Genomic DNA, 12,522 nt, shown 5'->3' on the forward strand with positions numbered 1-12,522 from the left:
GCCTCGGGATCGGCGCCACAGGTGAACCATGAACACTGAACAGATCGTTGCGCAGCACGGCCCGCGCGAATCGATGGAGTACGACGTGGTGGTCGTCGGCGCCGGCCCGGCCGGCCTGGCCACGGCGATCCGTCTCAAGCAGCTGAGCGCTGACCTGTCGGTCGTGGTGCTGGAGAAGGGCTCGGAGCCGGGCGCGCACATCCTGTCCGGCGCGGTGATGGATCCGCGTGCACTGACGGAGCTGCTGCCCGACTGGCAGGCGCAGGGGGCCCCACTGCTGCAGCCGGTGACCGGTGACGAAGTGCTGTTCCTGAACGCCCGCGGCGCCATGCGCACCCCCGACTGGCTGGTGCCGGCCTGCCTGCACAACGACGGCAATTTCGTCATCAGCCTGGGCGCGGTGACGAAGTGGCTGGCCGAACAGGCCGAGGCGCTGGGCGTGGAGATCTTCCCCGGCTTCGCGGCGGCCGAGGTGCTCTACGACGATGCGGGCGCCGTGCGCGGCGTGGCCACGGGCAACCTCGGCGTCGGCAAGGACGGCCAGCCGCACGGCGGCTTCCAGCTCGGCATGGAACTGCTCGGCAAGTTCACCGTCTTCGCCGAGGGGGCGCGCGGCCAGCTGGGCAAGCAGCTGATCGCCCGCTTCCAGCTTGACGAAGGGCGCGACCCGCAGACCTATGCCATCGGCGTCAAGGAGCTGTGGGAGGTGCCCGAGGCGCAGGCCCGGCCCGGCCACGTCGTGCACACCGCCGGCTGGCCGATGGACGAGCACACCTACGGCGGCGGCTTCCTGTACCACATGGCCGGCCGCCAGGTAACGCTCGGCTTCGTCACCGGGCTGGACTACATCAACCCCTGGATCAGCCCCTTCGAGGAGATGCAGCGCTGGAAGACGCATCCGTCGATCCGGGCCCACATCGAAGGCGGCAAGCGCATCGGCTACGGCGCGCGCGTCATCACCGCCGGCGGGCTGCTGAGCCTGCCCAAGCTGGTCTTCCCCGGCGGCTGCCTGGTGGGCTGCGACGCCGGCACGCTGAACGCCGCGCGCATCAAGGGCAGCCACGCCGCGATCAAGACCGGCATGCTGGCCGCCGAGGCCATCGCCCCGGCGCTGGCCGCCGGGCGCAGCGCCGACGAGTTGAGCGCCTACCCGGACGCGTTTGCCAAGAGCTGGCTGCACGCCGAGCTGGACGCCAGCCGCAACTTCAAGCAGTGGTTCAAGAAGGGCAACACCGTCGGCGCCGTGATGACTGGCGTGGAGCAGTGGCTGCTGCCCAAGCTGGGCTTCCAGAGCCCGCCCTGGACGGTGCGCCGCCACACGCCCGACCACGCCCGCCTGTGGCCGGCGTCGGCGTGCGAGAAGATCGACTACCCCAAGCCCGATGGCCGGTTGACCTTCGACCGCCTGAGCTCGGTCTTCATCAGCAACACCAACCACGAGGAGAACCAGCCGGCCCACCTGACGCTGAAGGATGCGTCGGTGCCGGTGGCGGTCAACCTCGCGCAATACGCGGGTCCCGAGAGCCGCTATTGCCCGGCCGGCGTGTACGAGTTCGTCGACGACGAGGCCTCGGCAGGTCAGCGCCTGCAGATCAACGCGCAGAACTGCGTGCACTGCAAGACCTGCGACATCAAGGACCCGACGCAGAACATCGTCTGGGTCGCGCCGGAAGGCGGCGGCGGGCCGAACTACGCCGGGATGTGAAGGCGTCGATGGCCATCGCCCAGTGTTCGGGGCTGCGGTCCCAGGCGCGTGTGGATCGGCGGGTGCTTGGCGGGGCCAAATGCAATCGCGATCGTGCCTCTTGTTGCACTGAAGTGGTCAACCTACCTGTGACCACCCTTCTGGGCGTCGCCTGACAATGGGCTTCCCGGGGGCAGTCATGGCCGGATTCCGGCGCTGCGCGGCAACCCAATCGCGCGGTTGATGGGCAACCCGGTCGAGTTCGGTGTCGCGCGAAGTGCCGAGCCGGTGACCGACTTGGTCGCGAACAGTGTCCTTCGGCGTGAGCCACCAAACGCATCATTGGTCAGTGAACTTCCCGCGCAGTTGATCAGCACGCGTTCGAGCTCTGTGCGGAGGTTCTTCAATCGGCGAAACCCAGTGTCAGCAGATGTCCTGGTCGAGCCGAAGCGGCACTCAGATTCGTCGCCGGAAAGTGGACCTTCGCCGGCGCTCCGGACGAAGAAGCTCGAGCACCACGGCTAGGACCGCTTGTGGCCGAGTCCGGGTACTTGTGTAGGGCCGCTGTGTAGACACTCATCGCCACGTCGCTGGCCAACTCGAGCAGCGCAACTGCCGTAGTCGCCGGGGTCCGACCAGCGCTCTCGCATAGACGTTCCAGTCTGCCTTCGCCACCTCGCGTGTTTCACCCAGGATGGGTTTCGCCGGTCCCCGGTGGATCAGCGGCGGCGACAACCGGCCCGACACAGCCCGCATCCAGCAGGCGCTCCCAATCGGCCAGGGTCAGATCGAGCTCGCGGCCACCCAGGCGCACGCGGAACACCAGCGATCGCCGCTCGACATGGTGAACGCCAGCGTGAATGCGCAGCGGCACGCCTGCCGCCGTGGAGGCTTCGCAGTCATGGAAGGCATAGCGCTCGACGGTCATGGACAGGGCGGAACCGGTCTGCAGGAGATGTTGATCCGCCCACTATACGAACCGTCAGCCTACCCGCACGCCCAGCAACTGGGCAGCGCCGCGTTCCGGGCCCCCGACGTGGAGGACTCGGAATCGATTGCCCGCCCAAGCGTCGGCCGAGCCGGTCGCTTGGGCGGGCATTGCCGCGATGAGACCTCGGGTCCGTTGCCGACCTAGGGACCCCGTCCGATACTGACGTGGCTACCTGCGGACATCGCGTCTGCTCAGCCTTCATCGGTGGCTCCGGTCGCCCTGAAGTCCAGCCCAGCTGGCGTCGCAGTCGTTACCTGCCTTGTGTCCCGTCCGGCACCTCCGTGTGCCGGGCCGATTCAGATCCATCCGGATCCGAAACCAGGAGCCGGCCATGACCCTGTGTCGTGGCCCCTCCTCGCATGCGCTGACCACGACCTCTGCGTCGTGACGCGCCCTGCGCTCACCAGCCCGGCCTGATCTCGATCAGAAGCCTGGCCTGACGCACGCATCTGCCCTGGCCCCGCCCTCTCGGACGCGGACCTCTGCAACTCGCGCACGCACCTGTGCGCGACGACGCGCCTTGCCTTCCCGGCAAGGCATCCCAGACGGGGAACCCCAGTTCCCCGCCAGGGATGGGCGTTCCCCTTCACCCCTGAAGGAGAACCCCCATGAGTCCCGTTCCGTGGAACCGCGCCCTTCCACCGAGGAATGCGCCGGTGTGTGCACTGCTGGGTGGTACCGGGCATGCCCGTGTGCCCGCCCGGCGGCCTGTCACCCTTCCGGCGCTGCTCCGGCCCCGGCCCTGCACGCCCCATGCGTCCATGCGCGTGGTGTGCGAGGCCGCGGACCCGCTGGCGTCCGAGCGCTGCACGACGGTGTGCTGACCATGACGGTCGACACCTACCGCAGGCGCATCGCCTCGACGGCCATCGTGCTGGCCCGGGAGGATCCCCTCCTCGTCAAGGAAGTCATCGCCCGGCTCCGCGCCTCGGGCGAGATCGCGGCCGACGACCTGGTCTATCTGGACCGGATCGCCGACCGCTGGATCGGCATTGCCGAGGGCCTGCACCGAGGCGCCGCTCGCGTGCTCACGACCTGATGGTCGCGGGCTCGAGTCGTCCGTCGCGGCACCGCCGTCGGCTCAAACTCTTGCCGACCGAGTCCTCGGGTCTCGGGGATGGTGAACCGACCGCCAGCGATGGCATCGGGACGCCATCACCCGACACCCCGTTTCCTGCGGCTTTCTGCCGTCCTCGCCATCCACCCTCCGGGAGTCACCGTCTCCCGTCGGGGTCGGGGTTCCCTCGCCTTCTTGGAGAACCCCATGAGTCATGCTTTCCCAGACAGATCCTTCCACAGCCCGTCACCGCGACGCAGCACCATCGACATCGAGGAGCAGCGCGCCTGGGTCGGCTTCTACAGACGCGTCGGCCGTGACGTCGCCCTCGCCGCCGAGGTGATGGCGCAGCTCGACGGCGACGCCGAGATGAAGCGTCGCCACCTGGCGCTGTACCTGTCCTGCAAGCAGTCGCTGCGCGTCCACAAGGCGCGCCAGGCCCGCGACAAGCGCATCGGGCAGTGGCTGCGCCTGCTGGTCCAGTGGACGCTGCAGCGACCCGCAGCCTTCGTCGGCGGCGTCACGCAGAAGGCGTACCACCGCACTGCGGACGTCCTGGACGAGGCCATTGCCGCTGCACCGCCAGCCTCGCCAGCAACATCGAAGCGGGGCGCGCGCCCAGCCGCGGCCAGTGACGCCGACAGCAGGCCCGAACCGGCCGCCGCGCAGGTTCGTCAGCTGCTGGGCGATGCCGAGTTCGCCGACGCGCACGCCCGCTTCCAGCACCAGGCCGGCATGTCCCCGGCGTCGCCGGTCAGTGGCTCCGAAGGCGGCTCCGAGCGTGCCCCGGAACCTCCCGTCGACGGCCCCGCACCCGCCGTCCAGATCAGCCGGCGCTGATCCGAAGAACGAGCCCCGGCGCAGCCCCATCGGCTGCACCGGGTTCGATCGCTGACGTGCCTCGGCCATGGACTGACGTCCAGCGGCCTGGCGCGACCAGCACCCCATCCAACCGCCCGCGGGCCCGTCCCGCCAGGGCCGGTGTCCGCCCTCCCAACTTCGAGAGTTCCCCATGCGAGACATCACCCTGAATCCCGAGCAACGCCTGTATGTGATCGCCACCGAAGGTGGCGTGACCTGCTTCGGCTTCGACAACGCACGTGACCATGCCCGGCAGATCGCGCAGCGCCTCGATCGTCCCGACCTGATGCCCACCGCCGATGACGCGGCCAGCCTCACCGGCTACGAGAAGTACCTCGCTTCGGTGCGTGCCTGGGGCGAGTCCGCCCAGGGCCACCGCACCTACTTCGATCCCGGCACGGACCCTCGCCTGGCGAGGGTGCTGGAGACCTGCCGCCGGGACGGCCGCAAGGTGCGGCTGGTGCTGGGCGACACCCGCACCGGCGCGAGCTGGCTCGACGAGTTCGACGTGGTCGGCACGGTCGGCCGCTCGACCGGCCTGCTGAAGATGCCCCTGCTCGTCGAGCCGGGCGAGGCAGCCGGCACGGCCATCCTCTGTGCGCATGTGCTGGCACTGATGGACTGGGACACCGGCCTGCCCCTGTACCGCCACCCGCGCTGGCAGCCACCGGAACTGCGCATCCGCGCCAGTGATGACGATAACCGTCCCTGGGCCGTGGTGCTGCACGAGCAGCCCGTGGCGACCTTCGACGACATCGGCAAGGCCGGTGCGTACCTCGCGTTCATGCGCGGGGCAAGCGTCGAGCCGCGCGTGTTCCGCTGAGCCATTCGGTCGACCGTTCGAGACTGTCCAGACGGCGCGATCCAGATCCACTCCAGGCCGTCACCCTGCACGCCCCCGGTCCAGCACCGGGGGCGTTCCTGTTTCCAAGACTGCGAACGGGGCGACGGGCGCTCAGCGTCCGATCAGGAACTGCACCTCACGCTCGATCAGCCAGTGCAGGAAGCGGGTGTCATCGGAGTGGCCCCAGTAGTGGGCCTTGCAGCGGCGGACGTAGGCCTGCAGGTCCGCGACGCTGCGGATGGACCCCGGCTCGATGGCGGTGATGCGGGCCAGCCGCGCCCGTTCGGGTCGCGTCAGTCGAAGCTGGTTTCCGGATCGCAGCATGTCGGGTCGGCCTTGTCGGGAAGCCGCGCATCTTCGCGTGCCGGCGCAGGTCTGTGCACATCCGCTGCTGCCCGCGGCGAAGAAATTTCTGCAGTGACAGCCGAGTGCCTCTGCGGTGTCACTTTTGCGGTCTGCCCGCCAGGACATCCGGGCAGGCCGTGGCCCAGCGACAACGGCGCGGCCACGCGCAGTGCGGTCATGCGAATGGCGGCACCTACCCGCGCCCCGATGACCGACCAAGGCCCGGACCCTGGCGCCTGTTGCGCGGGCAAGCACGGCAAAGGCGCGGTGGCTGGCACCACCCCGGTTGAATCCCCGGCGCCGATGGCGCAGACTTGACGGGCTCACACCCACTCCCGACAGGAGTGTTTCCGATGCCGACCGAACCGGCGGCAGCGGCGTCGCAGTCGTTACCTGCCTCGGATGACCATCTGAGCCACCGTGCTGGCCACGATTCGTCGTGTGCCTGCACATCCTTCCCTTGCGGGGACACCAGTCCCTTGCCTGTGAAGGAAGGGAACGGCGTTCCCGTCTTCCTTTTCGCCACGAGAGGAGAACGCCATGAACTTCCACCCTTTCCAGGGTCATCAACATCTGCCGGACCTGCCCGATGCCGCCCATGCGTCGCGCGAGGACCTCGTGGCAGAGATGCTGGGCCTGCCGGCCCACCCATTGCCAGGCCCCACGCCGGCTGCGCTGCGCGTCAGCGACCGGGAGACGCCCCACGAGGACCCGGCCACGCAGCAGCTCCTGACGCGCCGCCTCGATGTCGCCCGCGAGCTGCTGATGCGCGAGCTGCGTGACCGGATTGCGCAGGGGCCGGTGATGTCCTCGCCCCAGGTCCTGCGCGACTGGCTGCGGCTGCGCTGCGCCGGCCTGCAGCACGAGGTCTTCCTCGCGCTGTACCTGGATGCCAACCACCGGCTGATCACCCACGAGGAGGTATTCCGGGGCACGCTCACCCAGACCTCGGTGTACCCGCGGGAACTGGTCAAGAGCGCCCTGGCCCGCAACGCCGCCGCGATCGCGGTGGCCCACAACCACCCGAGCGGCCAGGCCGAGCCGAGCCGCGCGGACGAGTTCCTGACGCAGACGCTGAAGTCGGCGCTGGCGCTGGTGGACATCCGCCTGATCGACCACTTCGTCGTCGCCGGCGACCAGTGCGTCAGCTTCGCGGAGCGCGGACTGCTCTGACGCCATGTGCGGCAGTCACGCCCTGCACGACCCAGTTGCGAGAAGGGCGCCGCCGAGGCGGTGCCCCTCCCGCCGATCCCACCCCAACCAAGGATGCCCATGTCGGAGAGAAGACCCCCGACCTGCCCCTGCTGTGCCGGCCACGGCGTGCCTCTGGGCGCGCTCGGTCGCCTGCACTGGTTCCGCTGCCGCGACTGCGGCATGACGTTCGCCCGAGCCGGACGATCGAAGCGCTCCACCCAAGCGCCCACGACCGCAAGGCGGGTGACCGAGCCCCCCACTTCTCCCAGTTCATCCCGAGGAGGAAGCCACGATGCATACCCTGCCCGCCACCGGCCTGCGACAGCAGGCCGAGATGCTGGCCAGCCTGTCCCTGAAGCATCTGAGTTCGGCGACGCGCAACAAGCTCGCCGATGACGATCTGTCCGTGAACGCCTACCCGACCGACTGCGGCGGGTTCGTCTATGTCGGGGCACCGAAGTACCGGGTGCCGTCGGAACCCGATCTGGCCATGCTGTTCGAGGTGGCCGAATCCGCCGGCGTGGCCTGGCTGATGTTCGATCGCGAGGCGGCGGTCATCGACGGGCTGCCCGTGTTCGACAGCGCGGAGCCGGGACCATGAGCCAGCACCTCGCGACGGCGACGCTCGACGGACACCCCGTCGAGATCGTGGCCGGCTTCGATCGACGCCTGGGGGACTACTTTCTCCAGGTCGTCGACGAGCGCAACGACATGCTCTACACCAGCCTGCAGGAGCCCCTGCTGGACTGGACCGACATCGCGACCTTGCGCGTCAAGGTCGCCGATCTCGGCCTTCAACTGCCGACGCAGTTGCTCGACGAAGTCGAAGCCGACGGTCTGCGGCGCGCGGGAAACCGCATCGTGCGCCACACCGCCAATGGCCAACCCATGACGCTGGTGGCCGGCTGAAGCAGTTCACTGCCCAATCACGGCGCCGTGCTCCCATCCCGTCAGGGAAGGGGCCGGCGCCGCTTCCTTTCATGGACTGAGCCTAGGTTCGCTAAGGCCGCCCAGGCTGGCGATGCCCGTGCACTGGTGTCGTCGGAGGAGGCGGGCCAGGCGTCCAACTCTGGCGACCATTCGGCGCCAAGCCGCAAAGCACAGTCGCGGTCACGAACGGCGTTCGCGACTTTCGACCACATCCTCGTCATTTAAGCTCCTGGCGTACGTCCGCTCGCGTGCCCAAGCTTCCGCCAGTGCGTTCACCCTGGCCGTCGGTGTTCCAGCCTTCAATGCCAAAGCCACGCTCCTGCCTCCAAGGGCCCCGTGATCGCGCAGCCAAAACATCACCCTCTCGGTGTCGTGGAGGTTCCGGAGATCGCGGCAGATCGCGCCTGCGGTCAAGCGATCGATGCTCAGCAATGCCGCGGGGTAGTACTGGCAGTTGTCGATGTGGATGCTGACCACCTCGCCGCTTGCCGAGGTCGTCGCCAATGCCTCCTGGGGAATCCCCCACGCTTGCGCCAGTTGCGGACCGAGGACTACCAGCCCTTCCCTGATCCACTGAGCTCGCGCCGATGCACCGCGAACCTCAGCAGCCGCCAAGCCGCCTCGTGCCGAAGTCGGATGCTTGTTTCCTCCACGAATCATGGCGCGCAAACCTCCTGCAGGAAACCTCACCAAGCGAACAACTTCCCGTCATTCATCGCTGTCGCGGAGCGCTGGAAGGGACATGACGTCCCGCGCGAGAGCGATCGGCGGCGCGCTCGCGCTCGGCCGCGCCGATCTCGGCGTCCAGGGCGACCATGACCTCGTCGAACGAGAGACCCGGACGCGGATCGTCCAGCGCGTCCTGGATCGCGGCTGCGAGCCAGCGGTTGTGAGCTGCGGTCTGATGGTCGGTTCGCATCAGTTCGGCTTGGCTGGCGTCGCGGGGGTCCATGTCGTTCACGGTGGTGGTCAAGTCTTGGCGACGGTTCCATCGCACTCAAGATGGAAGCATCATGCGCATTTGACTGACCCGGCGCAACGGCCGTGTCCGGCGGGGGCGCGATTCAGTAAGATTGTCGGCTCGGATCGCCAGTCGTCCAAGACGGCCACGGAACTCGTGGCCCTACGGTTCGACGCCTCCGCCAGAGAGGCGGCGCGGCCCACGACAGCGGTGGCGTTGACGTCTTTGGCCAGAGAGAGCCGAGGACGCAACCGCCACTTTGCGTCACCTCGGCGCAACGGTCGCAAGCAGGCTGATCGCAAGCAGGCTGAATGAGCGACTTTAATGTTTATGTCAATTCTTGAGGATTGCGGGTACTACGTACCCCGCACGGCGGCGTAAAAACTCGTACGAAGGCAATTGGCGGCGGCAACTCCACCTTCCGAGAGACAGGCCGTCGACGTGAGTGTTGGCGTTACCGCAAAACACAGCCCTCGCCGTAGCACGTTGGCCGTGCCTTGCCAGTTCCGACGCGATCTGGGAGCACCGCCGCCGCGACCGCCGGTCTTTCCGCCAGCAACTGCCCGATCGCTGCGCCCAGCACCAGGTCGTCGACAACCCCAAAGCGGTGCAGTCTCGCGCGGCCCTGCCGATCGAGCAGCACGACACTCGGCGTGCCACGCAGACCCCACTGCGACATGGTCACAGGCAGCGGTCCAGTCTCGTCTGCCTGGTCGATGCCAATCGGGAATGGCAATCGGTACTCGTGGATGAAGGCCTGCAAGGCCGGTGACCCCATCACCTCGTGATGCTCGAACACCGTGTGCAGCCCAATGACCGTCACGGCCTCGCCCTGAAACACCTCATGCACACGCAGCGCCTGGGGCAGGCCGTGCGCCACGCACGCCGGGCACAGCATCTGGAACGCATGGATCAGCACAACGCGCCCCCGAAGGTCGTCCAGATCGATGCGCGTCGTGGTGTTGAACCAGTGCGAGATCTGCCAGCCGGGCAGCTCAGTGGACTGCCCGGCTGGCGACTCGGTGCCCGCACGCCGCGGCGTCGCAGGCGACGGCATCAGAACTCCCCATCCTTGATGTACGGGTGGCTCCACAGGATGGCCTGCATCAGCACGGCCTTCACCCAAGCTGCGTGCATCCTCTCGACGTCCGCAACCGAAGCGCCCTTCTTGGCCAGAAAGGGCTTGAGCGTCGTGGTGATGGGGATGGTCAGCGCCGGCAGGTAGCGGAAGTCCACCTGGGCCGGGCCATGCGCGCCGTCGGTCTTGTTCTTCTTCAACCGATTGTGGCGCAGGCCGATCTCGTACTGCCAGTCGAGCCAAGCCTGGTCGTAGGTGGCATCGGCAGTGTCCAGGATCCACAGCGCAAATCGCTTGCGCACGGCGCCCAGGTAGTTGGCGTCCGGCTGGCCGCTGCGGGTGTCGCCGAAGAACACCACCAGTTCGGGAGTCGAGGCCACAAAGCCGTACCAGACATCGAGGATGGCCTCGGTCTGGTCGGCCAGGATGGCCTTGCTCTGGCGCAACGCGGCCACGTCGTCGGCACCGAACAGCATCGACTTCTGCAGTGCCGTGAGGTCGGCCATCGAATAGGGTGCCCGGGCCAGCGTTGCCTGGCCCAGCGCATAGCCGGGCACGTCAGGGCGCGGCGGAGCCGCTCCGGCATCCGCGACCACACCGAGCGAGGTGGCCGCAAGCAGCAGTTTCAGCATCTTCATGAACAACTCCTGGTGTCTTGTATTGGGACGGGTCAAGGACCCGGATGTCGTTGCGCAACGCCGCCAGTGTGCCCACCTGGTCTGTACCATGGGTGCTGTGACGTACACAAAACACTACCCATCATTCAAAGCCGGGGCGACCACCCTGCCACCGGCCATCGATCGGCTATCCGGTCTGCTGGATCGCTTCCGCGTCCGGGCCCACCTGTTCCACGCCGGCGCGCTGTGCGGCACAACGGCCTTCGAGGCGAAGCCGGGTCGCGCCTTCCTGCACGTGCTTCGCCGGGGCGAACTGGTGGTGACGCACGACAAGGTCAAGGGTCTGAAGCGTCGCGTCGTCGTGAGCGAGCCGACGCTGATGCTTTATCCCCGACCGGTGGCACACACCTTCCACAACCCGCCGCGCGACGGATCGGACTTCACCTGTGCCACGCTCGACTTCGATGGTGCCGAGCACAACCCGTTGGTGGCAGCGCTGCCGGCGCTCGTTCTCGTTCCGCTGGCGCAGGTCGATGGCCTGCAGCCCGCGCTGGACCTGCTGTTTGCCGAGACCGACCGTGTGCGCTGCGGCTCGCGGCTGCTGGCCGACCGCCTGTTCGAGGTCGTGCTGATCCAGTTACTGCGCTGGCTGATCGATCACCCCGGCGCCGGCGGCATCGGCACCGGGCTCATCTCAGGGCTGGCGGATCCGCGGCTGGCCAGGCTGCTCGTCGCGCTGCACGCGGCACCGGCCGCGGCCTGGTCGCTCGAGCGCATGGCGGCGCAGGCAGGCATGTCGCGCACGGCGTTTGCCGTTGCCTTCAAGCAGACCACCGGCGCCACGCCGGCGGGCTACCTCGCCGACTGGCGACTGACCCTGGCCATGTCCGAGCTGCGCGCGGGCGGTTTGCTCAAGGCCGTGGCCGACTCGGTCGGGTACGGCAGCGCCACGGCGCTGTCCAAGGCCTTCAAGCAGCGCTATGGTGTGTCGCCGCGAGATTGGCGCAAGGCTGACCAGGAGCGGTACGAGACCTGAACAGTACTCGGGGCTGCGCCGGCATTGACGCCCCTACAGCGCCCGCCCCACCCCGATGCAGGCCAGACCGGCACAGACCACGCCGGCCGCCATAGCCCTCCGCTTCCACTGTGTGCGCTCGTGGAACACGAGCAGCGACGTCATGGTCGCCAGGACGATGCCCGCGTTGGTGTAGGCGACCACCTCGGCTGCAGGCAGGATCCGCATGGCGTGGATGACCAGGGCGTAGGCCAGCCCGACGCACAGGCTGCCCACCAGCAACACCACGGCACCCGGTCGGGCCTTGGGCGCCCACCGCCCGGTGCTGCGCCACACTCGCGCCGTCATGGCCAGCCAGGCGGCCAGGTAGCCGACGCTGAGGTAGCCCATGATGCCGCCGAAGCCGGCAATGCGCCGTGGCGGCCTTGTCGGACAGCGAGCAGACGCAGGTGGCCAGCATGGCCAGCAGCGTCCAGGGCAATGCCTTGCTCTCGTCGTTGCCGCGCGCCATGAGGGCCATCGCCACCAGTCCCAGGACGCTGATGGCGATGCCGGTCCAGGCCAATGCTCCCAGCGACTCGCCGAAGAACAGCAGGCTCCACCCGGCGACCAACAAGGGCGAACTGCCTACCAATGGATAGAAAAAGGCGAGCCTCCTCGCGGACGATCACATTGCACGGCAGCAGCAGACCGACGTCCGGCTCGGCCTGCAGGGTCTGATGCGCCAGCGGCGGATTTCAGGCGCCCAAGATGCGGTAGGGCAGTATGTCGGTGCCGAGCCCCTCCTTGATCGCGCGCTGGACATCGATGTCGCTCAGCACGCCGAACCCCAGGCCTTGAGTGCCACCGTGGTCTTGGCCAAGGCGTCGTCGAAGGACAGTCCCGCGAGTGTGGTGGCGAATCTGTACATGTCAGACCTCTCGAGGCGTTGTGGCCGGGAGCAAG

General features: G+C 68.1%; 17 protein-coding genes and 1 pseudogene. 9 read left to right on the forward strand and 9 right to left on the reverse strand.

Annotated features, from left to right (window positions below; translation table 11 throughout):
• Positions 1-28: 28 nt before the first annotated feature.
• On the forward strand, positions 29-1,705 hold the full coding sequence (locus ENE75_RS15995; RefSeq protein ID WP_128199330.1) for an electron transfer flavoprotein-ubiquinone oxidoreductase: 1,677 nt from the start codon (positions 29-31) through the stop codon (positions 1,703-1,705).
• Positions 1,706-1,881: 176 nt separating this feature from the next.
• Here the strand turns inward: ENE75_RS15995 and ENE75_RS24875 are convergent, their stop codons facing one another.
• The gene (locus ENE75_RS24875) at positions 1,882-2,091 is read right to left on the reverse strand and encodes a hypothetical protein (protein ID WP_158288972.1); all 210 of its coding nucleotides are present in this window, start codon (positions 2,089-2,091) and stop codon (positions 1,882-1,884) included.
• A gap of 278 nt (positions 2,092-2,369) precedes the next feature.
• Positions 2,370-2,612: a hypothetical protein gene (locus ENE75_RS16000; RefSeq protein WP_128199331.1), complete on the reverse strand. Its 243-nt coding sequence runs from the start codon at positions 2,610-2,612 to the stop codon at positions 2,370-2,372.
• An 889-nt stretch (positions 2,613-3,501) separates the two neighbouring features.
• Between ENE75_RS16000 and ENE75_RS16005 the strand changes: the two genes are divergently transcribed.
• The 3 genes from ENE75_RS16005 (at position 3,502) to ENE75_RS16015 (ending at position 5,416) form a co-directional block, all read left to right on the forward strand.
• Positions 3,502-3,714 (forward strand): hypothetical protein, encoded by a 213-nt coding sequence (locus ENE75_RS16005; RefSeq protein WP_128199332.1) that lies wholly within the window; start codon positions 3,502-3,504, stop codon positions 3,712-3,714.
• 225 nt (positions 3,715-3,939) lie between these two features.
• The gene (locus ENE75_RS16010; protein ID WP_128199333.1) at positions 3,940-4,572 is read left to right on the forward strand and encodes a hypothetical protein; all 633 of its coding nucleotides are present in this window, start codon (positions 3,940-3,942) and stop codon (positions 4,570-4,572) included.
• Positions 4,573-4,744: 172 nt separating this feature from the next.
• On the forward strand, positions 4,745-5,416 hold the full coding sequence (locus ENE75_RS16015) for a hypothetical protein (protein ID WP_128199334.1): 672 nt from the start codon (positions 4,745-4,747) through the stop codon (positions 5,414-5,416).
• Positions 5,417-5,548: 132 nt separating this feature from the next.
• On the opposite strand, the gene ENE75_RS16020 is transcribed toward ENE75_RS16015, so the two are convergent.
• Positions 5,549-5,761 carry a hypothetical protein gene (locus ENE75_RS16020; protein WP_128199335.1) on the reverse strand — a complete coding sequence of 71 codons (213 nt, stop codon included), beginning with the start codon at positions 5,759-5,761 and terminating at the stop codon, positions 5,549-5,551.
• A 648-nt stretch (positions 5,762-6,409) separates the two neighbouring features.
• On the opposite strand from ENE75_RS16020, the gene radC reads away from it, so the two are divergent.
• From radC to ENE75_RS16035, 3 genes are all read left to right on the forward strand, one after another.
• Positions 6,410-6,955 (forward strand): RadC family protein, encoded by a 546-nt coding sequence (gene radC, locus ENE75_RS16025; protein WP_128199456.1) that lies wholly within the window; start codon positions 6,410-6,412, stop codon positions 6,953-6,955.
• Positions 6,956-7,268: 313 nt separating this feature from the next.
• Entirely contained in the window at positions 7,269-7,577 is a 309-nt protein-coding gene (locus tag ENE75_RS16030) for a DUF5983 family protein (protein WP_104301980.1), read from the forward strand.
• Complete coding sequence (locus ENE75_RS16035) at positions 7,574-7,885, forward strand: hypothetical protein (RefSeq protein ID WP_054018257.1); 312 nt, start codon at positions 7,574-7,576, stop codon at positions 7,883-7,885. Before ENE75_RS16030 ends, ENE75_RS16035 begins: the two co-directional genes overlap by 4 nt.
• Positions 7,886-8,086: 201 nt before the next feature.
• Here ENE75_RS16035 and ENE75_RS16040 read toward each other — a convergent pair whose 3' ends face one another.
• From ENE75_RS16040 to ENE75_RS16055, 4 genes are all read right to left on the reverse strand, one after another.
• Positions 8,087-8,521 (reverse strand): hypothetical protein, encoded by a 435-nt coding sequence (locus ENE75_RS16040; RefSeq protein ID WP_158288973.1) that lies wholly within the window; start codon positions 8,519-8,521, stop codon positions 8,087-8,089.
• A gap of 97 nt (positions 8,522-8,618) precedes the next feature.
• Positions 8,619-8,879, reverse strand: coding sequence for an antitoxin PaaA2 family protein (locus tag ENE75_RS16045; protein WP_128199337.1), 261 nt, complete (start codon positions 8,877-8,879; stop codon positions 8,619-8,621).
• A gap of 442 nt (positions 8,880-9,321) precedes the next feature.
• Positions 9,322-9,924 (reverse strand): peroxiredoxin family protein, encoded by a 603-nt coding sequence (locus tag ENE75_RS16050; RefSeq protein ID WP_128199338.1) that lies wholly within the window; start codon positions 9,922-9,924, stop codon positions 9,322-9,324.
• A complete protein-coding gene (locus tag ENE75_RS16055) occupies positions 9,924-10,583 on the reverse strand; it encodes a protoglobin domain-containing protein (RefSeq protein WP_199232325.1) in 660 nt (219 codons plus the stop codon). Before ENE75_RS16055 ends, ENE75_RS16050 begins: the two co-directional genes overlap by 1 nt.
• Positions 10,584-10,728: 145 nt before the next feature.
• Between ENE75_RS16055 and ENE75_RS16060 the strand changes: the two genes are divergently transcribed.
• Positions 10,729-11,598, forward strand: coding sequence for an AraC family transcriptional regulator (locus ENE75_RS16060; protein WP_233259137.1), 870 nt, complete (start codon positions 10,729-10,731; stop codon positions 11,596-11,598).
• A 33-nt stretch (positions 11,599-11,631) separates the two neighbouring features.
• Here ENE75_RS16060 and ENE75_RS25390 read toward each other — a convergent pair whose 3' ends face one another.
• Positions 11,632-11,967 (reverse strand): EamA family transporter, encoded by a 336-nt coding sequence (locus ENE75_RS25390; protein ID WP_233259118.1) that lies wholly within the window; start codon positions 11,965-11,967, stop codon positions 11,632-11,634.
• A 26-nt stretch (positions 11,968-11,993) separates the two neighbouring features.
• Between ENE75_RS25390 and ENE75_RS25395 the strand changes: the two genes are divergently transcribed.
• Positions 11,994-12,218 carry a hypothetical protein gene (locus tag ENE75_RS25395; RefSeq protein ID WP_233259119.1) on the forward strand — a complete coding sequence of 75 codons (225 nt, stop codon included), beginning with the start codon at positions 11,994-11,996 and terminating at the stop codon, positions 12,216-12,218.
• A gap of 69 nt (positions 12,219-12,287) precedes the next feature.
• On the opposite strand, the pseudogene ENE75_RS25995 reads toward ENE75_RS25395, so the two are convergent.
• Positions 12,288-12,398: pseudogene (locus ENE75_RS25995) on the reverse strand (DUF302 domain-containing protein); the annotation flags it as partial.
• Positions 12,399-12,522: the final 124 nt, after the last annotated feature.

This window comes from Rubrivivax albus, assembly GCF_004016515.1.
Classification (GTDB): Bacteria; Pseudomonadota; Gammaproteobacteria; order Burkholderiales; family Burkholderiaceae_C; genus Rubrivivax; species Rubrivivax albus.

Bases quoted from the DNA above. Each gene is read 5' to 3' on its own strand.
- ENE75_RS15995 (WP_128199330.1), top strand. From the start codon at position 29: ATGAACACTGAACAGATCGTTGCGCAGCACGGCCCGCGCGAATCGATG.
- ENE75_RS16000 (WP_128199331.1), bottom strand. From the start codon at position 2,612: ATGACCGTCGAGCGCTATGCCTTCCATGACTGCGAAGCCTCCACGGCG.
- ENE75_RS16005 (WP_128199332.1), top strand. From the start codon at position 3,502: ATGACGGTCGACACCTACCGCAGGCGCATCGCCTCGACGGCCATCGTG.
- ENE75_RS16010 (WP_128199333.1), top strand. From the start codon at position 3,940: ATGAGTCATGCTTTCCCAGACAGATCCTTCCACAGCCCGTCACCGCGA.
- ENE75_RS16015 (WP_128199334.1), top strand. From the start codon at position 4,745: ATGCGAGACATCACCCTGAATCCCGAGCAACGCCTGTATGTGATCGCC.
- ENE75_RS16020 (WP_128199335.1), bottom strand. From the start codon at position 5,761: ATGCTGCGATCCGGAAACCAGCTTCGACTGACGCGACCCGAACGGGCG.
- radC (WP_128199456.1), top strand. From the start codon at position 6,410: ATGCTGGGCCTGCCGGCCCACCCATTGCCAGGCCCCACGCCGGCTGCG.
- ENE75_RS16030 (WP_104301980.1), top strand. From the start codon at position 7,269: ATGCATACCCTGCCCGCCACCGGCCTGCGACAGCAGGCCGAGATGCTG.
- ENE75_RS16035 (WP_054018257.1), top strand. From the start codon at position 7,574: ATGAGCCAGCACCTCGCGACGGCGACGCTCGACGGACACCCCGTCGAG.
- ENE75_RS16050 (WP_128199338.1), bottom strand. From the start codon at position 9,924: ATGCCGTCGCCTGCGACGCCGCGGCGTGCGGGCACCGAGTCGCCAGCC.
- ENE75_RS16055 (WP_199232325.1), bottom strand. From the start codon at position 10,583: ATGAAGATGCTGAAACTGCTGCTTGCGGCCACCTCGCTCGGTGTGGTC.
- ENE75_RS25390 (WP_233259118.1), bottom strand. From the start codon at position 11,967: ATGGGCTACCTCAGCGTCGGCTACCTGGCCGCCTGGCTGGCCATGACG.